Origin of the sequence: Arthrobacter sp. HS15c (assembly GCF_040812005.1) — a bacterium.
Lineage (GTDB): Bacteria > Actinomycetota > Actinomycetes > Actinomycetales > Micrococcaceae > Arthrobacter.
The window spans coordinates 53,112-77,125 of sequence record NZ_JBFOHM010000013.1; the positions used below are offsets into that span (position 1 = coordinate 53,112).

The following is a 24,014-nucleotide window of genomic DNA, read 5'->3' on the forward strand; positions in this document are numbered from 1 at the left end:
CATGCGGCGGATCGTCGCGGCCAGCCTGAGGTTCAGATCGATCGTCATCGCCATGGCCGCGGCGCTGATGATCGTGGGCGGCGCCCAGCTCAGCAACGCCTCCGTTGACGTGTTCCCCGAGTTCGCGCCGCCTAAGGTCGAAGTCCAGACAGCCTGCCTGGGGCTTACTGCCGCTGAGGTGGAAGAACTCGTATCGGTTCCCATGGAAGAGGCATTCAACGGCATCGACGGGCTCCACCACATGCGGTCCAAGTCGGTACCGCAGCTGTCCTCGATCGTGATGGAATTCGAGAACGGCACGGACCTGCTGACCGCACGGCAGCTGGTGTCCGAGCGGATGGCGACGGTCATCCCGACGCTGCCCACCTGGGCGGCGCCACCGCTGATGCTGCAGCCGCTCTCGTCCACCAGCCGGGTCATGAAGATCGGACTGTCCTCCGACACCCGGTCCCTGATCGAGATGTCAATGATCTCCTACTGGAACATCAGGGCCCATCTGCTCCGAGTTCCCGGCGTGGCAAACGTGGCAATCTGGGGCGAACGCCTTCAGATGCTCCAGGTCCAGGCCGACCCGGCAAGGCTGGCAGCCAACAACGTCAGCCTTGAAACCGTGATGAGTACTACTGCCAATGCCCTGGATGCCGGCCTGCTCAAGTATTCCTCCGGCGCCATGATCGGCACCGGCGGGTCCCTCGACACGCCCACCCAGTCAATCGGAATCAGGCACGTCCAACCCATCACCACACCCGCAGACCTCGCGCAAGTGGCGCTGGAGGACCGGGAGGGACAGTCCCCGCTCAAGCTGAGCGACGTGGCAACCGTGGTGGAGGACCACCAGCAGCTCATTGGTGACGCCGTCATCAACGGCGGTCCCGGACTGATGCTGATCGTGGAAAAACTGCCGTGGGGCAACACCCTCGAAGTAACACGGGGAGTTGAAGATGCACTGAAGCAGCTGGAGCCCGGCCTGACCGGGATCGCCGTGGACACCACCATCTTCCGGCCGGCGACGTTCATTGAGGAATCCTTGGGAAACCTCGGCATCGCCCTGCTGCTGGGATGTCTGCTGGTCATCATGGTGTTGAGTGTCTTCCTCTTCCAGTGGCGGACGGCACTGGTCAGCGTGTTGGCCATCCCGCTGTCGCTGATGGCGGCGGCCCTCGTGCTGTATTGGACCGGCGGGACGATCAATACCATGGTGCTCGCGGGGTTGGTGATTGCCGTCGGGGTGGTGGTGGATGATGCCATCATCGACGTCGAAAATATTGTCAGGCGCCTTCGGCACCACCGGGCAGCTGGCGGCACGGGCAGCACTGCCCGTGTAGTGGTCAACGCTTCGCTTGAGGTGCGCGGCCCAATCGTCTACGCCACGCTGATCATCGTGGCCGCCACGGTTCCGATCTTCTTCCTGGACGGACTGACGGGGGCCTTCTTCCGGCCGCTGGCTACGTCCTATACCCTCGCGGTGTTTGCGTCGATGCTCGTGGCGCTGACAGTTACCCCGGCGATGGCCTACGTCTTCCTTCGAAATGCCAAACTCGAGGACAGGGATCCGCCCGTAGTCCGGGTTCTGAAGCGCTGGTACGGCAATGCACTCCGGCCACTGGTCCGGCGTCCTGTCCCCGGCTACCTGACCCTGGCCGCCGTTGGAGTGATCGGCATCGTGGCGGCTCCGCTGCTGGGCCAGTCACTGTTGCCCTCCTTCAAGGAACGCGACTTCCTGATGCACTGGATCACGCAGCCGGGTACCTCAAACTCCGAAGAAGTCCGTGTCAGCCAACTGGCCTGCAACGAACTCATGACCATTCCCGGCGTGAACAATTGCGGGTCACACATCGGCCAGGCGTTCGCTGCCGATGAGGTGGTGGGTGTCAACTTCGGTGAAAACTGGATCAGCGTTGACCCTGGTGTCGATTACGACGAAACCCTGGCTTCAGTGCAGGCAGTTGTGGAAGGGTACCCGGGAATCCAACGGGACGTGCAGACGTACCTCAAGGAACGCATCCGCGAGGTGCTCACCGGAACCGGGTACGCCGTCGTCGTCCGTGTTTATGGCGACGACCTGGCGATACTCCGCCAGGAGGCCGACAAGATCAAAGAGATCCTCGGCGGCATCGACGGAGCCATCGGTGCCAAGGTTGCTCTTCAGGCCAATATTCCGCAGATCGATGTGGAAGTGGACCTGGAAGCAGCGAACCGGTTCGGGCTGAAACCGGGCGATGTGCGGCGCGCCGCGGCCACACTGGTGGCCGGCGAAGAGGTGGGCGACGTCTACCGGGACGGCAAAGCCTACGATGTGCAGGTATGGAGCGCGCCGGAGATCCGCGCGAGCGTCACAAGCATCGAGAACCTCGTCCTGGATACGCCGTCCGGAAAGAAAATCCGGATGTCTGACGTGGCCAAGATTGCGGTAAAGCCCACACCCAATGTTATTGAGCGTTCGGAGGGCTCCCGGCGCATCGACGTCAGTGCCAACGTCAAGGAAGGCGATCTGGCCAAGGTCGTGGAGAAGCTCAAGTCCGGCATGGAAACCATGCAATTTCCGGTCGGCTACAACGCGGCTGTCCTCGGTGAATACGCCGAACGCCAGGCAGCGTCCCAACGGCTGCTGCTGTTCTCGATAGGCGCCGTCTTGGTTGTGTACTTCCTCCTGCAGGCTGCTTTCAAGAGTTGGCGTCTTGCCACCCTGGCCATCCTGACGTTGCCTGTGGCGCTCGTGGGCGGGGTGATCGCCGCCCACCTCAGCGGCGGAATCCTGTCCCTCGGTTCGCTGGTTGGCTTCCTGACCCTGATGGGGATCGCGGCACGCAATGGCATCCTGCTCATCAACCACTGCCAGCACCTGGAGCAGTACGAGGGCATGGCCTTCGGACCTGCGCTGGTGCTTCGGGGGGCTGCAGAGCGCTTGTCTCCGATCCTTATGACCACACTCGCCACTGCCTTGGCCCTGGTGCCCCTGGTGGTGATGGGGAACATCCCGGGCCACGAGATCGAGCATCCTATGGCCGTGGTGATCCTGGGCGGGCTGGTCACGTCCACGCTGGTCAACCTGTTCATCGTCCCCTCGCTGTACCTGCGTTTCGCCAAAGGCGGCAAGGGGCGCCCGCACAAGGCACACAGGCTGGAACCTGCGCCTGCGGTTTAGGCAGAATCCCCACGAGAATGAAAGGCACGTGAGATGGCTTTTCGAGCACCTCGTATTACGGCGTACGGGTCCGCATTACTGCTGGTCTTCGGATCACTGACGGTCGTTTCGGCAGGGACGGCGGCCGCCGCGCCGCCGCCACCGCCGGAGCTCTGCGGGCCCGGGTCCGCGATCAATTTTGACCGGACGGATTTCCAGGCATGGCCGCAGGTGGACAACAAGTGGTTCCCGCTCACGCCGGGCATGCAGTTCACAACAACCGGGACGGTGACCTCCGAGGACGGAGTACACGAGCATTCCGTGGTCCACACTGTGACCGGCCTGACGAAAGTGATCGACGGGGTCACCACCCGGGTGATGTGGGACCGTGACTACGACGACGGCGAATTGGTCGAATCCGAACTGGCCTTCTTCGCGCAGACCCGCAAGGGCACCGTGTGGCTGTTCGGCGAATATCCTGAGGAATTTGAAAACGGCGAATTTGTTGGCGCACCCAGCACGTTCGTCAGCGGGATCGCCAAGGCGCAGGCAGGGATCGCCATGCAGGCGCTGCCCCGGACCGGCACGCCGGAGTATGTCCAGGCTTATGCACCGAAGGTCGACTTCCTTGACTGCGGAAAAGTTTTCCAGAAGCACCGGTACCTCTGCGTCCCCACCGGCTGCTACAACAACGTGCTGGTCATTGACGAACACAATCCGCTGGAACCTGACGCCGGACACCAGCAGAAGTACTACGCAGCCGGAACCGGGCTGGTCAAAGTCACAGCCGTGGGAGGTCCCGACCAGGAATTCATGGACCTCGTCAGCGTGAAGAAGCTGGGCGCCGCGCAGTTTGCGGCTGTCAACGCAGAGGCGCTGGAACAGGACGAGAGGGGTTACACCGTCAGCAGGAGCGTCTATGCCAAGACGCCGCGGGCCCAACTGGACCCGCACTGATAACCGTGCCGGCGGAGGGCCGGTGACCGAGGGTTCCTGACCCCCGTACGACTGAGGGAGGGCGGCACTCCTCGGGCCGCCCTCCCTCTTCCTTGCCGTCCGGCGTCAGGTTCAGGTGCCTAGCGGACGTCCTCGTCCACCCAGTCCATCGACTTCGTGACGGCCTTCTTCCACAGGCGCAACTGACGGTCCTGCTCGGCCGACTCAAGCTGCGGTTCCCAGCGCTTGTCCTCGGACCAGTTGGCCGACAGCTCTCCGAGGTCCTTCCAGAATCCGACGGCGAGGCCTGCTGCGTAGGCGGCGCCCAGGGCGGTGGTTTCCACGACTTTGGGACGGATCACGGGGACGCCCAGGATGTCTGCCTGGAACTGCATCAGCGCGTCGTTGGCGACCATGCCGCCGTCGACCTTCAGCTCCGTCAGCGGAACGCCCGAGTCCGCGTTGACCGCGTCCAGGACCTCCCGGGTCTGGAATGCTGTGGCCTCCAGGGCTGCGCGGGCGATGTGATTCCTGTTGACGAACCGGGTCAGGCCCACGATGGCGCCGCGGGCGTCCGAGCGCCAATACGGGGCAAACAGTCCGGAGAATGCGGGCACGATGTAGACGCCGCCGTTGTCCTTGACCGAGGCGGCCAAGGTCTCCACCTCCGGGGCGCTGCTGATCATGCCAAGGTTGTCCCGCAGCCACTGGATCAGGGAACCGGTGACTGCGATGGAGCCTTCCAGCGCATAGTGGGGTGCGGCATCCCCCAGTTTGTAGCCGACGGTGGTCAGCAGGCCGTTCTTGGAGTGCACGATCTCCTCACCGGTATTGAAGATGAGGAAGCAACCGGTGCCGTAGGTGTTCTTGGCTTCGCCGGCCTGGAACGCGGCCTGGCCGAACGTGGCAGCCTGCTGGTCGCCCAGGATGCCTGATACCGGGACTTCCCGCAGCAGCTGTGACGTGTGGACGGTGCCGTACACCTCGGAGGAGGACTTGATAGCCGGCATCATGCTCAGCGGGACACCGAAAATCCCCAGGATCTCCTCGTCCCAGCTCAGTGTCTCCAGGTCCATGAACAGGGTCCGCGAGGCGTTGGTGACGTCCGTGACGTGCACCCCGCCGTCAACGCCGCCGGTCAGGTTCCAGAGGACCCAGGCATCGGTGTTGCCGAAGACCAGGTCACCGGCTTCCGCCTTGGCCCGTGCGCCCTCGACGTTGTCCAGGATCCATTTGATCTTGGTGCCGGAGAAGTACGTCGCAAGCGGAAGGCCCACCTTCTGCTTGAACCGTTCCGGCCCGCCGTCCTTGGAGAGCTCGTCAACGATGTCCTGCGTGCGGGTGTCCTGCCACACAATGGCGTTGTACACGGGCTCGCCGGTGGTCTTGTCCCACACCACAGCCGTTTCGCGCTGGTTGGTGATTCCGACGGCGGCGATATCGTGACGGGTCAGGTTTGCCTTGGAGAGCGCGGAGGCAATGACCTCCCGGGTGTTGTTCCAGATCTCGGCGGCGTTATGTTCCACCCAGCCTGCCTGCGGGAAGATCTGTTCGTGCTCCATCTGGCCCGACGAAACGATGTTGCCGCTGTGGTCGAAGATGATGGCCCGGGAGCTGGTGGTGCCCTGGTCGATGGCGATTACGTACTGGTTCATGATGACGTCCTTGTCTGTGTGCTGAGTGTAACGGGGAGGTCAGGCGGCGGCGGTAATGATGATGGGTGCGATCTTTGCGACAATACCGGCCAGGGCGCCGCCCACAAGGGGTCCTGCTACGGGAATCCACGAGTAGGCCCAGTCGCTGGTTCCTTTTCCCTTGATGGGAAGCAGCGCGTGGGCGATGCGCGGACCCAGGTCACGGGCCGGGTTGATGGCGTAGCCCGTGGGTCCGCCCAGTGAAACGCCGATGCCCACCACGAGCAGGGCTACGGCCAGCGGTCCCAGGCCCGAGGGCGTTCCGCCAAGGGTCAGGATCACGAAGACCAGGACAAAAGTGCCGATGATCTCGGTGACCAGGTTCCACGGCGTGGAGCGGATCGCGGGGCCGGTGGAGAACACGCCCAGCTTGCTTGCGGACTCCGGTTCGGCGTCGAAGTGCTGCTTGTAGGCGGCCCAGCAGACTACTGCGCCGAGGAAGGCCCCCAGCATTTCGCCGCCGAAATACGTCAGCGTGGACGCAGCATCAATCGGGACGCCGGGGGCGTACTCCGCCTTGCCGTTGACCAGCAGGCCCAGCGTGACGGCGGGATTGAGGTGCGCACCGGACTTGGCGGCAACAAAAACACCCGCAAAGACGGCGATGCCCCACCCCCAGGTCACCATCAGGAACCCGCCGCTGTTGCCTTTGGTGCCTTTCAGGGCAACGTTGGCCACGACGCCGCAACCCAGCAGGGTGAGCATGGCCGTTCCGAAGACTTCGGAAAGGAAAACAATTCCAAGAGACATCTTTGACTCCTCTATTTTCTGTTGTCGGTCCTTCGCGGGTTTGAAGGACCGCGGAGCCGGGGCACTGTGGCACCCCGGCCGTCAGCCGTGCCGCTTAGGCGACCAGGCTGTGGATCTGTACGCGGTGGAAACGCTCCAGCACATCCTGGGCCGCACGGATCTCTGCGGCCGTGGTTGCGGCATCCCAGCCCAGCGGACCGGCCAGCACGTCCGCCACCTCGTGCAGCAATTCGCCCGTGACCAGGCCGCGGAAGGCCAGGGATGTCCGGCGGATGAGCACATCGGCAAGGTGCCCCACCTGCTCATTGGCGGCCATAAACTCCAGCTCGCGGACGCTGAGCTCGTGCGTGGAGTGCAGGAGGCGGTCAGGGCCGGCGTCGAGGTAGCGCATGACTTCTGCGGCCCGGGTGCCGTAGCGCGTCAGCAGGACCGCGGTCCGGTCGGCGTTGCGGCCGGCGGACATGTGGGCCTTGATCCAAGCCTGGATTCCGGCTTCGTCCTCGGGGAAGGCGGCTCCGCCGCCGATGGCGAGCTTCGCCGTCGAAACCTTCCGTTCCATCCCCAGCTCGGCGAGCACATCGTTGGTCATATGCTCGGCCAGCGCACGGAACGTCGTCCACTTGCCACCGACCAGGGAGAGAACGACGGCGCCGGCCTCGCCTTCCCGGCGTTCGATCCGGTAGTCCCGGGAGACAAATCCGGGCTGTGTTGCGTCGTGCCGGGGCAGCGGACGGACCCCGGAGAACGTGTAGACGATCTGCCCGCTGTCGACGGGGATGTCCGGGAAGACATGGCCGATGAGGTCGAGGAAGTAGTCGATTTCGCCGTCGGTGCACACTGCGTCCTGGCCCATGTCGGCGTCCACGTCGGTGGTTCCCACCAGGACCCTGTCCCCCATCGGGTAGATCAGGACGATCCGGCCGTCGGTGTGTTCGAAGAAGATTTCGCGGCCGCGGCACGCCTCAAGGAGGGCGGGGTGGTCCAGGACGATGTGTGAGCCCTTGGTGCCGCCCATGAAGCGGGAGGCGGCGCCCATTGCTTCGTTGGTGAGGTCCACCCAGGCACCGGTGGTGTTCACGATGACGTCGGCGGTGAAGTCAAACACCTCGCCGGTAAGTTCGTCGCGAAGCTGGACGGTGCTGCCCGTGGCAAGGGCGCCGGTTCCCGTTGCCGCCGCCCCCGGTTTCATCGACTGGAGCGAGAGGTAGTTGCTGGCCCGCGCCGTGACGGTGGTGTGGCCTGCACTGCCCAGCCCGGCTTTTTCGCCGTCCTGCAGCACGTCCAGGGTGAGGCGCTCCGGGTTGTGGACGGACGCGTCGAAGTAGGTGGCCGCATATTTGATGCCGGGGTTCAGGTGCGGCAGTTCGGCCAGTGCGCGCTTGCGGCCGCGGAACTGGTGGCGGGGAACGGAGCCGCCGTCACGGGAAAACGAATCGTAGAGGCTGAGGCCAAGCTTGATGAGGAATGCGCCGCGTTCCTTGGGCTTGCCCTGCTGCTTGTGGGTCAGGAAGCGCAGCGGTGCGGAGAGCACGCCTGAGAAGGTGCTGAAGATCGGAATCGTGGTCTGGAGCGGCTTCACGTAGTGGGGTGCGATGCGCAGCAGCCGGTTCCGTTCCACCACTGATTCCCGGACGAGGCGGAACTCGCCGTTTTCCAGGTATCGGATACCGCCGTGGATCATGTGCGACGAGGCGCCGCTGGCACCCTGGCAGTAGTCGCCACGCTCCACCAGGGCAACGTCAACTCCCTGCAGGGCAAGGTCGCGGAACGTGCCAACGCCGTTGATGCCGCCGCCGATGATCAGCACCCTGGCCTGCGGCCGCTGCTTCAGGGCCTGCACAGCTGAACGCGGTCCGCTGGCCGGAGAAGACGCAGCTCCGCTGTGGCCGAAAAAATCCTTGGTTCCCAAAACAGCTCCCTTGGGGTTTGGTTTGTGCGGACGCCGCCCGGCGTCCCGCAGGTCTCCAACTATTGTTTGAAGTAATGGAAAATGGAGTCAACCTCTATGCACAAACGTGCAGAATGGACCCTTATGTCACCCTCCCGCCACTCCGACGCCCTGCGCGCCGCACAGATGTACTACCTGCAGGACCTCACCATGGACGCCATCGCCCGGGAGCTCCGCACCTCCCGTTCCACGGTGTCCCGCCTCCTGTCCTCGGCCCGGGATTCCGGCCTGGTGCAGATCCAGATCCGGAATCCGCTCGACACCGGCCCGGAACTGGAGGGCCTGATCCGCGACACATACAACGTTGACGCGCACGTTGTCCCGGTCCTGGAAACCCTGAATGAGGCGGAAACGCTGGACCGGGTGGCCATGCAGGCCGCGCGCACCATCGGGCCGCTGGTGGATTCGAACGCCATCATCGGGGTGGCCTGGGGGTCCACGCTGAGCGCCGTCAGCCGGCACCTGACCCGCAAGATCACCCACGACTGCGTCATTGTCCAGCTCAACGGCGCCGGAAACATGCACACCACGGGCATCACCTATGCAAGCGACATCATGCGCCGCTTCGGCAGCGCCTACGGGGCCCGCGTTGAGCAGTTCCCGGTGCCGGCGTTTTTTGACCACGCCGCGACCAAGACAGCCATGTGGAATGAGCGCAGCGTGCAACGGATCCTGGAACTGCAGTCGCGGATGAGCATTGCGATCTTCGGTGTGGGCTCGGTGGACGCGGACTATCCCAGCCATGTCTACGCCGGCGGCTACCTGGACGAAAGTGACCTGAGGATCCTGGCGGGATCGGACGTTGTGGGCGACGTCGCCACCGTCTTCTTCCGCGGCGACGGGTCCTCTGACGGCATTGTCCTGAACGAACGCTCCACCGGACCTGCGCTCGCGGAACTGAAACAGGTCAGGCGCCGCATCTGTGTAGTGTCCGGGGCGTCCAAGATCAACGGGCTCCGCGGGGCACTGACGGCGGGGCTGGCTACGGACCTGATTCTTGATGAGGCATCCGCGCGCCGCCTGGTGGGTTTTGACGGCGCCGCCTGAGGGAGTCTGTGTACAGAATGGGTAGAGTCGTTGCTATGAAAACCTCACCCCGGCTCAGCCTGAACAACGGCGTGCTGATCGACCAGTTGGGATATGGGCTGTACAAGGTTCCGGTGGCCGAGGCGTCCGCCCTGGTTTCCACCGCGCTCGGCGCCGGCTATCGCCATTTCGACACTGCGGCCATGTACGGGAACGAAACCGGAGTGGCCCGCGGAATCAGTTCACTTTTTGGGTATGACGGCGGAATGGGAACCGGAAGCGGCGGCTCCGGCGAAGCGTCGCCCGCGTTGGCCCGCGGGGACGTCTTCATCACCACCAAGGTCTGGAACGATGACCAGGGCTATGACTCCACGCTGCGTGCGTTCGACAACTCCATGGTGAACCTCGGCCTGGACTACGTGGACATGTACCTGATCCACTGGCCCTGCGCCCGGCGCGGGCTGTTCACGGACACCTACCGGGCCCTGGAAACCCTGTACCGGGAAGGGAAAGTCCGGGCCATCGGTGTCTGCAACTTCCAGCCCGCCCACCTGGACCAACTGCTGCAGACGGCGGAGGTGGTGCCGGCCGTCAACCAGATCGAGCTGCACCCATGGCTCCAGCAGGCTGAGCTGCGGGAGAAGCACGCCGCACTGGGAATCCGGACGGAAGCCTGGAGCCCCCTGGGGCGCGGACAGGTACTCGCGGATCCGGTGGTCCTGGCGTGCGCTGCCGAACACGGCGTGAGCGCGGCACAGGTCATCCTGCGCTGGCACATCCAGCTGGGCAACATTGCCATCCCCAAGGCCAGTTCCGAGGCCCGGATCCGGGAGAACCTGGACGTCTTCCGCTTTGAACTTTCGGACCGCGACATGGTTGCGCTGGCCGAACTTGACCGGGGCCACCGCACCGGGTCCCATCCCGACAACGTCAACTAGGACCGAGGCAATGAAAACAGCTGACCCGCGGCCTCCCGCCACGCCGTCCTACTTCAGCCGGGAACTCGAGGCCAGGACCCGGGCTGCCCGCATCGAGCTCGACGGCGGCACGGTGGCGTACTGGACCTACGAACCGGTCCAGGTGACGCCGGAGACCCGGACCATCCTGGTGATCCACGGCTTCCGCGGCGATCACCACGGACTGCTCAGGGTTGCGGACCAGCTGCCCGGGATGCGGCTCATCATGCCGGACCTTCCCGGCTTCGGCAGCTCCGATGCCTTCGCTTCGGGGCCACATTCCGTGGAGCACTACGGCAGGTTCATCACCGGCTTCATGGCTGCCCTGGGCCTGGGCCCAGACACCGTCCTGCTGGGCCATTCGTTCGGGTCGATCGTTGCCGCGCACTTCGTGGCAGCCCACCCCGGCGCGGTCTCGCCGCTGATCCTCATTAACCCGATCGCCGCACCGGCGCTGGAAGGGCCGAAGGGGATCATGACCAAACTCGCCGTGCTGTACTACCGGCTCGCGGCCCGGCTCCCCCAGGGGCCCGGCCTTGCCCTGCTTCGCAACCCGCTGATCGTCCGCGTCATGAGCGAGGCCATGGCCAAAACCCCGGACAAGGAACTGCGCCGGTTTATCCACGGCCAGCACCATTCCTATTTCAGCGCCTTCGCCGACAGGGACAGCCTGCTGGAATCGTTCACGGCCTCCGTCAGCGGAAATGTGGCCGAGGTGGCCGGCCAGCTGGCCCTGCCGGTCCTGCTCATCGCCGGCGAAAAGGACGAGATCGCGATGATGCCCGACCAGCACCGCCTCGCCGCCCTGCTGCCGGACGGGACGCTCAAGGTGATCCCCGGCGTCGGGCACCTGATCCATTACGAAACGCCGGCGCCTGCCGCCGGCTTCATCCTCACCTTCCTTAAGGACCATCCCGCGTGAAAATTGTCGTCGATGCCCGCTTTACCCGGACCGACCACCACGACGGAATCAGCCGTTACGGAGCCAGCCTGATAGCGGCAACGGCAAAGATCGCCGACGTATCCATGCTCATCAGCGATCCCCGGCAGCTTGCCCTGCTCCCTGACGTGCCGTACACCCTGATCAACAGCCCGCTCTCCCCCATCGAGCTGTTTGTGGCGCGGAAGATCAACCCGCTCGGCGCTGACGTGGTGGTCTGCCCCATGCAGACCATGGGAACCTGGGGCCGCAACTACGGACTGGTCCTGACCCTGCACGACCTCATCTACTACGAGCACCCGGCACCTCCCGGCTTCCTTCCCGCACCGGTGCGGGTGCTATGGCGCCTCTACCACAAGGCGTTCTGGCCGCAGCGGCTCCTGCTCAACCGGGCAGACATCGTGGCAACCATCAGCAGCACCACGGAAGCGCTGATGGCCAAGTACCGGCTCACCAGCCGGCCGGTGCGGATCATCAGCAACGCGCCGCAGCCGGACCAGGAACCGCGCGACGCCGCCGCCGGGGCCGAGCATTCGCTCGTCTATATGGGCTCTTTTATGCCCTACAAAAACGTGGAGACCATGGTGGCCGGCATGGCCGACCTGCCGGACTTCACCCTGCACCTGCTGAGCAGGATCACCCCGCAACGCCGGGCCGAGCTGGAGATCATGGTCCCGCCGGGCGCCAAGGTAGTGTTCCACAACGGAGTGACCGACGACGAGTACGCCACGTTGCTCCGGCGCGCCACCGCCCTGGTAAGCCTTTCCCGGGCGGAGGGCTATGGTCTGCCGCTTGTGGAGGCCATGGCGCTGGGCACGCCGGTCATCGCCAGCGACATTCCCATCTTCCGCGAAGTGGGCGGCCACGCCGCATCCTACGTCGATCCCGGTTCTGCCGCGGAGTTCGCCGCTGCCGCGAAGAAACTCCGGGACGACGGGCACTGGCAGGACGTGTCACGCCAGTCAGTGGCGCGCGCTGCGGAGTTCAGCTGGGATGAATCAGCCAGGCAGCTGGTTGACGCAGCCCACGACATCGTGGCCATGCGCTCCGGCCGGAAACGTCCGGGACATCCGGCCTAACCGGCCTAGAGGACGTCCACGCCGTCCAGGCGCAGCTGTACCGGTTCCTCGCTTCGCTTGGCGGCGGCAGCGGCGCGGGCGGCCCGGAGCACCCTGGTCACTGTCGCCGCCTGCCCGTAGGGGAAGAACAGCAGCGTGCGGACGTCCTCGCCAACGCGCTGGGGTGTGGCTGCGCCTACCAGCAGCACCGGCGCCGGACCCGCCGTCCGCAGGTCCACACCGGCTGCCGTCAGCTGTTTGTCGACACCCTCGGTGAAATGCACGACGGCGGCGCGCGGGCCGGTGACGGATGCGATCCGCACGGCGGGGGGCAGCTGGAGCTCCACCCGCAGCGCCAGCTCGCGCTGGGCGTAGCCGGCGGGATCCCAGCGCAGCAGTGCGCCGACCGCCGCAGTATCAGCAGCTGTGATCACCACGAGGCCGCCTTCGGAGGCCGGCCGGACCAGGGCGGCGGCGTTGAACCAGCGCCGGACGGTGTCCTCCCCCGCCCGGAGGTTTTCGCGGCGGAGCAGCGAGTCGCCGTCGAGCAGCAGCGCCGCAGCGTACCCGCCGTCGGCCACCGGCTCGGCACCCACGGTGGCGACCACCAGGGCCTTGGCGCTGCCGACTTCAGTTTTGACGTGGTCCCCGGAGGAGGTGACCACCGCCTTGCCGGGGAACGCCCGGCCCAGCTCCTCGGCCGTCCGCATGACCCCGGTGGCACCTTTCCGGAGCCGGCGGCCGCCGCAGTGGCTGCACTCCCAGTCCGGGGCAGGGGTGGAGCACCAGCGGCATTGGGGAAGGGCGGCGCTGCCGCTGGCACCGGCGACGGCCAGCGGGCCCTGGCAGGATCCGCAGCGTGCCGGCTCGCGGCAGGTCTCGCACACCAGCGACGGCGCGTAGCCGGCCCGGGCCACCTGGACCAGGACCGGCCCGCGTTCCAGGCCCTCCTTGGCCGCACGCCAGGCAGCCCCGGGCAGCCGCGCGATCCGCGCCAGCGGGTCCCGTTCCTGTTCAAAGCTGTCCGCGGTGTTCAGCACCCTCGGAACGGTGGAACGCAGGGCAGGGCGTTCGGCGTCGATGGGCGTGGCCCAGCCGGTTTCCACCAGACGCTGCAGTTCGGTGCTGCGGGTGTGGCCGGCCATCAGGCAGGCCGTGCCCTCCTGGCCGGCGCGGAGCAGCAGCACGTCGCGGGCGTGGGCGTACGGGGCCCGTTGCTCGATGTGAAGATCGTTGCCGTCGTCCCAACAGGCCACGAGCCCCAGATCCCGGACCGGTGCGAACGCTGCGGACCTGGTGCCGATGGCCACCCGCGCCGAGCCGTCGAGGACACGCAGGAAGTTCCGGTACCGCGGAGTGGGGCCGTCATCGGCGGTCAGCCGGGCGATGTCGCTGGCCGGCAGGACCTCTTCCAGCGCTTTTTCCAGCCGGTCCAGGTCGCGGTAGTCCGGAACCACCACCACGGCGCCACGGCCGGAGGCGCGGACGGCAGCGACCGCCTGCGCGACCAGCCGGGGCCAGGCCGCCGGACCGAAGCCCTGGAGCGGGCTGAACACCGCACGAGGAGAACCGCCCTCCCCCAGGTGCCGGATAAAAGATTGGCCGTTGCGGTAGACATCCCACCCGCCGGTGGGAGCGGAGTCGGCCGGGTTGGCCTGGGTGTCAGCGGCGGCGTCCGGAGCAGGCCGGGCCAGGAACTCCTTCTCCAGCCTGGCAACGCGGGGCGGAACTGCGGCGCGGAGCACATCGCTGATGGTTCCGGCATAGCGGGCGGCAACGGCGGAGGCCAGATCCCGGACGGCCGGGGTGAGGACGGGCAGGGGCGAGATGACCTTGTGCAACGGGACCAGGGTATGGCCGGCGTCGGATTCGGCGGTGCGTTCCATGATGAAGCCGGCCAGTTCCTGGCCGTTGAACTTAATTTTCACCCGCACGCCGGCCCGGGCGGCGGCGTCGAGGTCGGCCGGCACGCTGTAGTCAAACGGGCGGTCCAGGTGCGGCAGCGGCGATTCGACGAGCACCCTGGCCACCGGGAGGTGTGTTGCCAGCGGGGGGCCGGCCTGTGGCTTGCGCGCCGGGAATCCCTGGAGCAGGGACAGTTGCACGGCACCGGGAAGGCCAGGCTCTGCCTGGACAGTCTCATCTTTTGCCATGGCTGCTACCCCCTTTCGAACCAGCAAACCACCTGGCCCCGACATTTTCGGCCGGGACCAGGTGGCTGGACTGGACGTTGCTGAAGGCTAGGCGTTGAAGAAGGCCTTGAGATCGTCCACGCGGTCCAGGCGCTCCCAGGTGAAGTCGGGATCGTCACGGCCGAAGTGCCCGTGCGCCGCCGTCTTGGCGTAGATGGGGCGCTTGAGGTCCAGGGCGTCGATGATGGCCCGCGGGCGGAGGTCGAAGATCTCCGCGATGGCGGCGCTGATCCGTGCCGGGTCCACCGTTTCCGTGCCGAAGGTCTCCACGTAGGTGCCCACGGGGCGTGCCTGGCCGATGGCGTAGGCAATCTGGATTTCGGCGCGCTTGGCCAGGCCTGCTGCCACCACGTTCTTGGCCACCCAGCGCATGGCGTAGGCCGCCGAGCGGTCCACCTTGGACGGGTCCTTGCCGGAGAAGGCGCCGCCGCCGTGGCGGGCCATGCCGCCGTAGGTGTCAACGATGATCTTGCGTCCGGTCAGGCCCGCGTCGCCGACCGGGCCGCCGATGACGAACTCCCCGGCGGGGTTCAGGATGTTGGCGGTCCGGGAGATGTCCAGGTTGGCCGCGGCCAGCACCGGGTTGATCACGAAAGATGCGAGGTCGGCCCGGAGCCGGTCCAGGCTGGTTCCTTCGGCGTGCTGGCTGGAGATGACCACTGTCTCCACGGAAACGGGGACGTCTTTGTCGTAGCCGATGGTGACCTGGGTCTTGCCGTCGGGGCGGAGGTAGGAGAGCTCGCCGGACTTGCGCACTTCGGTGAGGCGCTCGGACAGGCGGTGCGCGAGCCAGATCGGCGTCGGCATGTAGGACGGGGTCTCGTCGCTCGCGTACCCGAACATCAGGCCCTGGTCACCGGCACCCTGGAGATCGTAGTCGTCCTCCTGGCGGCCTTCGCGGGCTTCCAGCGAGTTGAACACGCCGCCGGCGATGTCGTTGGACTGCTGCCCGATGGAGACGGATACGCCGCAACGGGCGCCGTCGAATCCGTTGGCGGACGAGTCGTAGCCGATTCCCAGGATGGTCTCCCGGACGATCTGCGGGATCTCAACGTAGGCGTCCGTGGTGACCTCGCCGGCCACGTGGACCAGGCCTGTGGTGGCCATGGTTTCGACGGCGACGCGGGACTCCGGGTCCGCGGCCAGCAGGGCATCGAGGATGGCGTCGCTGATCTGGTCGCAGATCTTGTCAGGGTGGCCTTCAGTCACGGACTCCGAGGTGAAGAGCCGGAGGGCGGAGGGCGTGGCCCCGTGGGTGTGGGGAATGTGCAGCGGTAAAGTCACTCAACTACCTTACTGGTTGGGAATCGGACGTCCGGCAGCGTGTGTCCCCGTACTAAGGAACGTCGCTTGTCCTGCCGTCAGGCGCGGGGCGAAACGTGGTTCAGCTCATAGCCGATCCGATTAATTACGGCGGCCGATACTTCGGTCTTGGTTCCGGATGCCTCTTGGGGTTCGGAGCCGGAGCGGGACAGGATGACTACGGCGTTGGTGTCCTGGCCGAAGACCTTGTCCGTGCCCACATGGTTGACCACCAGAAGGTCGCAGCCCTTGCGCCTGAGCTTGGCTTCGGCGTAGGCCAGGACGTCGCCCTCGCCGTCACCGGTCTCCGCAGCAAAACCGACAATGAGCTGGCTGCGGCGGAGCTGGTTTTCGGCGGCATCGCGCAGTTCCACCAGTTCATGCAGGATGTCCGGATTCCGGACCAGGGAGATGACGGGGTCGGCGGCGTCGTCGCGCTTCTTGATTTTTGTGCCGGAAATCTCAGCGGGACGGAAGTCGGCCACGGCCGCGGCCATGATGACGACGTCGGAATCCGCGGCCGCCGCCAGCGCGGCTTCCCGCAGCTGCAGGGCAGTCTCCACCGCCACCACCTCGACACCGGCAGGCGGGGGTACTTCCATGTGGGCGGCCAGGAGCCGGACGGTGGCTCCGGCGTTGCGGGCGGCAACGGCCAGGGCGACGCCCTGCTTGCCGGATGAGCGGTTGCCCAGGAACCGCACCGGATCCAGGGGTTCCCGGGTCCCGCCCGCACTGATGGTGACAGTCTTCCCGGCCAGCGGGAGCTGATAGTCGGAGCTGCCCTGGGTCAGGGCGATGGCGGCGTCGAAGATGGCTTCCGGCTCGGGCAGGCGCCCGGGTCCGGAGTCGGAGCCGGTGAGCCGTCCGCTGGCGGGTTCCAGGACGGCAACTCCCCGGCCGCGCAGGGTTTCCACATTGGCGCGGGTGGCAGCGTGCTGCCACATCTCCGTGTGCATGGCAGGCGCAAACAGCACCGGCCCGCTGGCCATCAGCAGGGTGTTCGTCAGGAGGTCGTTGGCCTGCCCGGTCGCGGCACGGGCCAGCAGGTCCGCGGTGGCAGGTGCCACCACGATCAGGTCTGCTTCATGGCCGAGGCGGACATGGTTGACCTGGTGGACGTCGTCAAAAACGCTGTTGCTGACGGGATGCCCGGACAGGGCCTCCCAGGTTGCAACTCCAACAAAGCGGGTAGCCGCTTCAGTGGGGATGACCGTGACGTCATGGCCGGCTTCAGTAAAAAGCCGGAGGAGCGATGCCACCTTGTAGGCGGCAATCCCTCCCCCGACTCCGAGGACTATGCGCACGTGACCTCCGTCAACAGGCAGTCTGCAGAACTTACTCTGCCGCTTCGATCGGCGTGGAAACGAGCTTGCCTTCGTTGATCTCGCGCAGGGCGATGGACAGCGACTTCTCGTTCAGCTTGGTGTCGACCAGCGGGCCGACGTACTCGAACAGGCCCTCATGCAGCTGGGCGTAGTAAGCGTTGATCTGACGTGCACGCTTGGCACCGAAGATCACCAGGCCGTACTTGGAATCAGCTGCCTCAAGCAGCGAATCGATCGGCGGGTTGATGATGCCTTCAAGGTTCGTGGACACGAATTCTCCAAATTCTAACGGGCCGACTGCTACCGGCAACTAGTGCGGGTGCGGTGTCAGCCCCATGAGTGAAACTAGCTCGTCCGCTGCCCGGCGAACGTCATCATTGATGACGGTGTGGTCAAACTCCGGTTCAGCGGCAAGTTCTAGTTTAGCGGTTTCCAGCCTCTGCTGCTGTTCCTGGGCAGTTTCGGTGCCGCGGCCTACCAGCCGGCGCACCATTTCGTCCCAGCTCGGCGGCGCAAGGAAGACAAACTGCGCGTCCGGGACCGCCGCCTTGACCTGCCGGGCACCCTGCAGGTCAATCTCCAGCAGGACTGACTTGCCGTCGGCGATGGCCTGGTTCACGGTGCTCTTCAGTGTGCCGTAGGTGTTCTGGCCGTGGACAACAGCCCACTCCAGGAACTCGCCGGCCTCCACGAGCGACTCGAAATCTTCCCTGGACTTGAAGAAGTAGTGGACGCCGTCCTGCTCACCGGGCCGCGGGGCGCGGGTGGTGGCCGAAACGGAAAGCCAGACTTCGGGGTAGTTGTCCCGGATGTAGGTGGACACGGTGCCTTTGCCAACAGCCGTCGGACCTGCGAGGACTGTCAGTCCCGGTTTCTTGCTCACGTATTCCTTTACGGCTTCGGTTCGGATGGGGCGAACCGTGGCACGCCCTACTTCTCGTCTATAAAATCTACCAGCGCCTGGCGCTGGTGGATGCCCAGCCCCCGGACCCGGCGGGAAGCAGCGATTCCCAGCTGCTCCATAATGGCCGCAGCCCTGACCTTGCCGATGCCGGGAAGTGCTTCAAGAAGCTCTGCTACACGCATCCGGGCCAGGGCGTCGTCCGCGGCCGCCGACCTGATGATGTCGGCGGCCGACGTCTGGCCGTTTTTGAGCCGCTCTTTGGCCGCCGCCCTGGCAGCCCTGGCAGCAGCTGCCTTCTGCAGCGCGTCTGCGCGTTCCGACGCGGATAACGGTCGCAGGCTCATGGTGGACACCCCCGGTTTCGTCGGATGCATCCAAGGCGGCCGCCATTGGACTTGTCCTGAAACCTACCCTCTGGTGCCCCGCGAATCAATGGACCCGCGCTAGGCCAGGTCAGGCTTCGCGAAGCCCGTCCAGCGTCCGCAGGGCGGCGTCCTGCAGTCCCTGGATGCCGGGGCCGGCGGAAAGGATGTCGCGGCTGGACGTTCCCAGCACCTGCGGGTATGCCTGACCGAATGTCCTGCGCAGGTCAGCCGGTGTGGCGCCCTGTGCCCCCAGCCCCGGGGCAAGGATGGGACCGCGGACCGCCTGCAGGTCCAGCTGGAGGTCAGTCAGCGCCGAACCAACGGTGGCGCCGATAACAAGTCCGACGGACCCCAGCGGGCCCTCGTAGCGGCGGTTCTCCGCAGCTGCAGCTTCCGTGATCCGCCGGGCCACGGAGTCGGCACCGCCGATGTGCTGGACGGATGCCCCCTCCGGGTTGGACGTCAGGGCCAGGACAAACACGCCGCGGCCGTATTCAGCTGCGAGGTCCAGGGCCGGGCGGAGCGACTCAAACCCGAGGTACGGGCTGAGCGTCACCGAGTCGGCAGCCAGCGCCGACCCGTCCCGCAGCCAGGCGTCTGCGTACGCGGCCATAGTGGATCCGATGTCGCCGCGCTTAGCGTCCGCGATGGTCAGCACGGCCTCGTCCCGGGCGGCAGCCAGGAGTTCCTCAAGGACCGCCATGCCGGCCGAGCCGTGCCGCTCGTAAAGCGCCACCTGCGGCTTGACCGCGGCAGCGAGCGAACCGACCGCCTCCAGGACCGTCAGCGAGAAACGCCTGAGGCCGTCGGCGTCGTCGTCCAGTCCCCAGCTCTTCAGCAGCGCCGGGTGCGGGTCAATGCCCACGCACAGCGGTCCGCGGGCGGCCATGGCCGCCCCCAGCCGGGAGCCAAAGGACTCCCGGCCGGCGGCGGGCAGTGCGGAACCGGCGTCAGGCATTCTGGCGCGCAGCTTCCTGCGAGGCTGCCAGGGCTGCGGCGTGTTCCTGCAGGCTGGTGACGGACCACTCGTACGTGCGCATGGCTTCGATCGCCTGCACGGCGGCGTTGAATTCAGCCACCGTGGTGATGCAGGGAATGCCGATGGACGTGGCCGCCGCGCGTAGTTCGTAGCCGTCGCTGCGGGCTTCGCCGCCGGAGGGTGTGTTGAACACCATGTCGATGTCGCCGGCGATGACGAGGTCCGCGATGGTGCCTTCGCCTTCGGCGCTGCTGCCTTCGGCGACCTTGCGCACCGGGGTGGCCTGGATGCCGTTGCGGCGCAGGACATCTGCCGTGCCGCCGGTGGAGACGATCTCGAAGCCGAGGTCGGAGAGCCGCTTGACGCCCATGATGACCGAGCGCTTGTCCCGGTTGGCTACGGAGACAAAGATCTTGCCTTGGGTGGGCAGCGCGTTGTTGGCGGCGGCCTGGCTTTTGGCGAACGCGGTGTCGAAGTGCTTGTCGATGCCCATCACTTCACCGGTTGAACGCATTTCCGGGCCGAGCAGGGAGTCGACGACCTTGCCTTCAGGGGTACGGAACCGGCTGAACGGCAGCACGGCTTCCTTGACGGACACCGGGGCGTCCAGCGGCAGCGTGGAACCGTCGCCGGTTTCCGGCAGCATCTTGTAGGCGCTGCGGAGCTGGTTGATGGTGACGCCGGTGCCGATCAGGGCGGCGGCCTTCGCCATCTGGACGCCGGTGGCCTTGGACACGAACGGCACGGTGCGGGAGGCACGCGGGTTCGCTTCCAGGACGTAGAGGACGTCGGAGGCGAGGGCGAACTGGATGTTGATCAGTCCGCGCACGCCCACGCCTTCGGCGATGGCACGGGTGGCGGTGCGGACGCGTTCCAGGACGTTGTTGCCCAGGGTGATGGGCGGCAGCACGCAGGCGGAGTCGCCGGAGTGGATCCCGGCTTCTTCGATGTGCTCCATGATGCCGCCCAGGTACATGTCGGTTCCGTCGAACAGTGCGTCGACGTCGATTTCGACGGCGTCTTCCAGGAACCGGTCGATCAGGACCGGATGGTCCGGGGTGATCTCGGTGGCGTTGGCGATGTAGCGGGAGAGGTTGGCCTCGTCGTAGACGATCTCCATGCCGCGGCCGCCCAGCACGTAGGACGGGCGGACCAGGACGGGGTAGCCGATCTCGTCGGCGATCTTCTTGGCGTCCTCGAAGGACACGGCGGTGCCGTTCTTCGGGGAGATCAGGCCGGCGTTGTCCAGCACGCGGGAGAATTCGCCGCGGTGCTCGGCGAGGTCGATCGCCTCCGGGGACGTGCCCAGGATGGGCACGCCGGCGTCGGCCAGCTGCTGCGCGAGCTTCAGCGGGGTCTGGCCGCCAAGCTGCACGAACACGCCCATGACGCCGCCGGTGCGCTCTTCGGCCGCGATGACCTCGAGGACGTCCTCAAGGGTCAGCGGCTCGAAGTACAGGCGGGTGGAGACGTCGTAGTCGGTGGAGACGGTTTCCGGGTTGCAGTTGACCATCACGGTCTCGTAGCCGGCCTTGCGGAGTGCCATGGAGGCGTGAACGCAGGAGTAGTCGAACTCGATGCCCTGGCCGATGCGGTTGGGGCCCGAGCCGAGGATCAGGATGGACGGCTTGGAGTGCAGCGCCACCTCGTCCTCCTCGTCGTAGGACGAGTAGTGGTACGGCGTGTAGGCGGCGAACTCTGCGGCGCAGGTGTCCACCGTCTTGTAGACCGGGCGGATGCCCAGGGCCTGGCGGACACCACGGACCACTGCCTCGGAGTTGTGCGTGAGGGCGCCGATCTGCTCGTCGGAGAAGCCGTGGCGCTTGGCGCGCTGGAGCATCTCGACGGTCAGGGCACCGGCCTGGCGGATCTCGCGGGAGATCTCGTTCAGCAGCTGGAGCTGGTCCAGGAACCACGGATCGATCTTGGTGGCCGCGTAGAGCTCTTCGACGGTGGCGCCGCCGAGCATGGCCCGCTGGACCTGGTGCAGGCGCTCCGTGGTGGGGCGCTTGGCCTTTTCGATGAGTTCCGGGACTTCCCATTCCGGGACGGAGCTGAAGTCCAGCTGCGAACCCTTCTGCTCCAAGGAGCGGAGCGCCTTCTGCAGCGCCTCGGTGAAGTTGCGGCCCATGGCCATGGCTTCGCCCACCGACTTCATGGTGGTGGTCAGGGTGTCGTCGGCGGCAGGGAACTTCTCGAATGCGAAGCGGGGAACCTTCACCACCACGTAGTCCAGGGTGGGTTCGAACGACGCCGGCGTCTTCTGCGTGATGTCGTTCGGGATCTCGTCCAGGGTGTAGCCGAGGGAGAGCTTGGTGGCGATCTTGGCGATGGCGAACCCGGTGGCCTTCGAGGCCAGGGCGGAGGAGCGGGACACGCGCGGGTTCATCTCGATGACCACCACGCGTCCGGTGTCCGGTTCGATGGCGAACTGGATGTTGCAGCCGCCGGTGTCGACGCCCACTTCGCGGATCACGGCGATGGAGATGTCGCGCAGGCGCTGGTATTCGCGGTCGGTCAGGGTCAGCGCCGGCGCCACGGTGATGGAGTCACCGGTGTGGACGCCTACGGGGTCGAAGTTTTCGATGGAGCAGACCACAACGACGTTGTCGTTCTTGTCCCGCATCATCTCGAGCTCGTATTCCTTCCAGCCGAGGATGCTCTCTTCGAGCAGCACCTCACTGGTGGGGCTGTACTGCAGGCCCTGGCCCACGATGCGGCGGAGGTCATCCTCGGTGTACGCCAGGCCGGAGCCGAGCCCGCCCATGGTGAAGGACGGACGGACCACCATCGGGTAGCCCAGGTCTTCGGCCGCGGTGAGGGCCTCGTCCATGGTGTGGATGATGTGGCTGCGGGCGGATTCGGCGCCGCAGCGTTCCACAACGCCCTTGAACTTTTCGCGGTCCTCACCGAGCTCGATGGCCGCGATGTTCGCGCCGATGAGCTCCACGTTGTACTTCTCCAGCACACCGTTCTTGTCCAGCGCGATGGCGGTGTTCAGTGCGGTCTGGCCACCCAGGGTGGGCAGGACGGCGTCCGGGCGTTCCTTGGCGATGATCTTCTCCACCACCTCGGGGGTGATGGGCTCGATGTAGGTGGCGTCGGCGAACTCGGGGTCCGTCATGATGGTGGCCGGGTTGGAGTTCACGAGGATGACGCGGAGGCCCTCCTCCTTGAGGACACGCAGTGCCTGGGTGCCGGAGTAGTCGAATTCGGCAGCCTGGCCGATGACGATCGGGCCGGAACCGATGACCAGGACGCTCTTAAGGTCAGTTCTCTTGGGCATTACTTCTTGTCCTCAGTCTTGGAGTCGGTGGTGTTCTTCGCGCCGTCTGCGGCTGATTTGGTGTCCGCCATCAGGTCGATGAAACGGTCGAACAGGTAGGCGGCGTCGTGCGGGCCTGCCGCCGCTTCGGGGTGGTACTGGACCGAGAACGCGGGGATGTCCAGGCACGCGAGGCCCTCCACGACGTCGTCGTTCAGGCTGATGTGGCTGACCTCAACGCGTCCGTAGCGTTCCTCGGGGGCCTGGGTGGCGCCGTCGAGCGGTGCGTCCACGGCGAAACCGTGGTTCTGCGAGGTGATCTCCACCTTGCCCGTGCGGCGGTCCATCACGGGCTGGTTGATCCCGCGGTGGCCGTAGCGGAGCTTGTAGGTCCCGAAGCCCAGGGCGCGGCCCAGGATCTGGTTGCCGAAGCAGATGCCGAAGTACGGCAGCTTCTCGTCCAGGACGGAGCGCAGCAGCTTGACCTGGGCGTCGGCGGTGGCGGGGTCGCCGGGGCCGTTGGACATAAAGAATCCGTCGGGGCTGACGGCCTTGACGTCCTCGAGGGTGGAGGTTGCCGGCAGGACATGGACGCGGACGCCGCGCTCGGCGAAGCGGACGGGGGTCATGGCCTTGATGCCGAGGTCGATGGCGGCAATGCTGAAGCGCGGCTCGCCGTCCCAGCGGTGGTCCTTCGGTTCCACCACGTAGGCCGTATCGACGCTGACTTCCTCAGCCAGCCGCGCGCCTTCCATGGGGGCGCTGGCCAGGACAGAGTCCAGGAGTTCCTTGTCCGTGGCCTGGGCGGCGTCGCCGGAGAAGATGCCGGCGCGCATGGTCTTGTGTTCGCGCAGGTGCCGGGTGATGGCGCGGGTGTCCACGCCCTGGATGCCCACGATGCCCTGCTCGACGAGTTCCTCGTCCAGGCTGCGTTGGGAGCGCCAGTTCGAGGGGCGGCGGGCGGCGTCGCGGACGATGTAGCCGGCCACCCAGATGCGGCGGGATTCAGCGTCTTCGCTGTTGACGCCGGTGTTGCCGATGTGCGGTGCGGTCTGCACCACCAGCTGGCGGGCGTAGGAGGGATCCGTAATGGTTTCCTGGTAGCCGGTCATGCCGGTGGCGAATACTGCCTCGCCCAGGGCGGTGCCGGTTGCGCCGTAGCTGGTTCCGCGGAAGATGCGGCCATCTTCAAGGACCAGGGCGGCTGGGGTGGAAATCGCTGCTGTCGTGGCATCCACTGCGTCTGCTGT

The 24,014-nt window shown here is 66.1% G+C and carries 18 protein-coding genes; 6 read left to right on the plus strand and 12 right to left on the minus strand.

The window, feature by feature from the left end:
- The first annotated feature begins 1 nt into the window (after nucleotide 1).
- Both ABV518_RS20170 and ABV518_RS20175 read left to right on the plus strand, forming a co-directional pair.
- The gene (locus ABV518_RS20170) at nucleotides 2-3,145 is read left to right on the plus strand and encodes an efflux RND transporter permease subunit (protein WP_367770739.1); all 3,144 of its coding nucleotides are present in this window, start codon (nucleotides 2-4) and stop codon (nucleotides 3,143-3,145) included.
- A 33-nt stretch (nucleotides 3,146-3,178) separates the two neighbouring features.
- Nucleotides 3,179-4,081 (plus strand): hypothetical protein, encoded by a 903-nt coding sequence (locus ABV518_RS20175; protein ID WP_367770741.1) that lies wholly within the window; start codon nucleotides 3,179-3,181, stop codon nucleotides 4,079-4,081.
- A 119-nt stretch (nucleotides 4,082-4,200) separates the two neighbouring features.
- Here ABV518_RS20175 and glpK read toward each other — a convergent pair whose 3' ends face one another.
- The 3 genes from glpK to ABV518_RS20190 all read right to left on the minus strand — a co-directional run bounded on the left by glpK (nucleotide 4,201) and on the right by ABV518_RS20190 (nucleotide 8,413).
- Nucleotides 4,201-5,715 carry a glycerol kinase GlpK gene (gene glpK, locus ABV518_RS20180; protein WP_367770743.1) on the minus strand — a complete coding sequence of 505 codons (1,515 nt, stop codon included), beginning with the start codon at nucleotides 5,713-5,715 and terminating at the stop codon, nucleotides 4,201-4,203.
- Nucleotides 5,716-5,754: 39 nt separating this feature from the next.
- A complete protein-coding gene (locus ABV518_RS20185; protein WP_367770746.1) occupies nucleotides 5,755-6,504 on the minus strand; it encodes an MIP/aquaporin family protein in 750 nt (249 codons plus the stop codon).
- Nucleotides 6,505-6,598: 94 nt separating this feature from the next.
- Nucleotides 6,599-8,413, minus strand: coding sequence for a glycerol-3-phosphate dehydrogenase/oxidase (locus ABV518_RS20190; protein WP_367770749.1), 1,815 nt, complete (start codon nucleotides 8,411-8,413; stop codon nucleotides 6,599-6,601).
- A 123-nt stretch (nucleotides 8,414-8,536) separates the two neighbouring features.
- Between ABV518_RS20190 and ABV518_RS20195 the strand changes: the two genes are divergently transcribed.
- From ABV518_RS20195 to ABV518_RS20210, 4 genes are read left to right on the plus strand one after another with little or no spacing between them, the layout of a single operon-like run.
- The gene (locus ABV518_RS20195; protein WP_367770752.1) at nucleotides 8,537-9,499 is read left to right on the plus strand and encodes a sugar-binding transcriptional regulator; all 963 of its coding nucleotides are present in this window, start codon (nucleotides 8,537-8,539) and stop codon (nucleotides 9,497-9,499) included.
- A gap of 35 nt (nucleotides 9,500-9,534) precedes the next feature.
- Nucleotides 9,535-10,416 carry an aldo/keto reductase gene (locus ABV518_RS20200; RefSeq protein WP_367770755.1) on the plus strand — a complete coding sequence of 294 codons (882 nt, stop codon included), beginning with the start codon at nucleotides 9,535-9,537 and terminating at the stop codon, nucleotides 10,414-10,416.
- Nucleotides 10,417-10,426: 10 nt separating this feature from the next.
- Nucleotides 10,427-11,356, plus strand: coding sequence for an alpha/beta fold hydrolase (locus ABV518_RS20205; RefSeq protein WP_367770758.1), 930 nt, complete (start codon nucleotides 10,427-10,429; stop codon nucleotides 11,354-11,356).
- Complete coding sequence (locus ABV518_RS20210; RefSeq protein ID WP_367770761.1) at nucleotides 11,353-12,453, plus strand: glycosyltransferase family 4 protein; 1,101 nt, start codon at nucleotides 11,353-11,355, stop codon at nucleotides 12,451-12,453. The genes ABV518_RS20205 and ABV518_RS20210 overlap by 4 nt, the downstream gene beginning before the upstream one ends.
- Nucleotides 12,454-12,458: 5 nt before the next feature.
- On the opposite strand, the gene ABV518_RS20215 is transcribed toward ABV518_RS20210, so the two are convergent.
- The 9 genes from ABV518_RS20215 to carA form a co-directional block, all read right to left on the minus strand.
- The gene (locus ABV518_RS20215) at nucleotides 12,459-14,585 is read right to left on the minus strand and encodes a primosomal protein N' (protein ID WP_367770764.1); all 2,127 of its coding nucleotides are present in this window, start codon (nucleotides 14,583-14,585) and stop codon (nucleotides 12,459-12,461) included.
- Nucleotides 14,586-14,672: 87 nt separating this feature from the next.
- Nucleotides 14,673-15,908, minus strand: a complete 1,236-nt coding sequence (metK, locus tag ABV518_RS20220) for a methionine adenosyltransferase (RefSeq protein WP_131133075.1) — start codon at nucleotides 15,906-15,908, stop codon at nucleotides 14,673-14,675.
- 77 nt (nucleotides 15,909-15,985) lie between these two features.
- Entirely contained in the window at nucleotides 15,986-17,230 is a 1,245-nt protein-coding gene (coaBC, locus tag ABV518_RS20225) for a bifunctional phosphopantothenoylcysteine decarboxylase/phosphopantothenate--cysteine ligase CoaBC (RefSeq protein WP_367770767.1), read from the minus strand.
- Nucleotides 17,231-17,261: 31 nt separating this feature from the next.
- Entirely contained in the window at nucleotides 17,262-17,522 is a 261-nt protein-coding gene (gene rpoZ, locus ABV518_RS20230) for a DNA-directed RNA polymerase subunit omega (protein WP_003800778.1), read from the minus strand.
- Between the two features lie 39 nt (nucleotides 17,523-17,561).
- Nucleotides 17,562-18,134: a guanylate kinase gene (gene gmk / locus ABV518_RS20235; RefSeq protein ID WP_367770773.1), complete on the minus strand. Its 573-nt coding sequence runs from the start codon at nucleotides 18,132-18,134 to the stop codon at nucleotides 17,562-17,564.
- Nucleotides 18,135-18,181: 47 nt separating this feature from the next.
- A complete protein-coding gene (mihF, locus tag ABV518_RS20240) occupies nucleotides 18,182-18,499 on the minus strand; it encodes an integration host factor, actinobacterial type (RefSeq protein WP_207307737.1) in 318 nt (105 codons plus the stop codon).
- 109 nt (nucleotides 18,500-18,608) lie between these two features.
- Nucleotides 18,609-19,478 (minus strand): orotidine-5'-phosphate decarboxylase, encoded by an 870-nt coding sequence (pyrF, locus tag ABV518_RS20245; RefSeq protein WP_367770777.1) that lies wholly within the window; start codon nucleotides 19,476-19,478, stop codon nucleotides 18,609-18,611.
- Nucleotides 19,471-22,785, minus strand: a complete 3,315-nt coding sequence (gene carB / locus ABV518_RS20250; RefSeq protein ID WP_131133079.1) for a carbamoyl-phosphate synthase large subunit — start codon at nucleotides 22,783-22,785, stop codon at nucleotides 19,471-19,473. The genes pyrF and carB overlap by 8 nt, the downstream gene beginning before the upstream one ends.
- Nucleotides 22,785-24,002: a glutamine-hydrolyzing carbamoyl-phosphate synthase small subunit gene (carA, locus tag ABV518_RS20255; protein ID WP_367771077.1), complete on the minus strand. Its 1,218-nt coding sequence runs from the start codon at nucleotides 24,000-24,002 to the stop codon at nucleotides 22,785-22,787. Before carA ends, carB begins: the two co-directional genes overlap by 1 nt.
- Nucleotides 24,003-24,014: the final 12 nt, after the last annotated feature.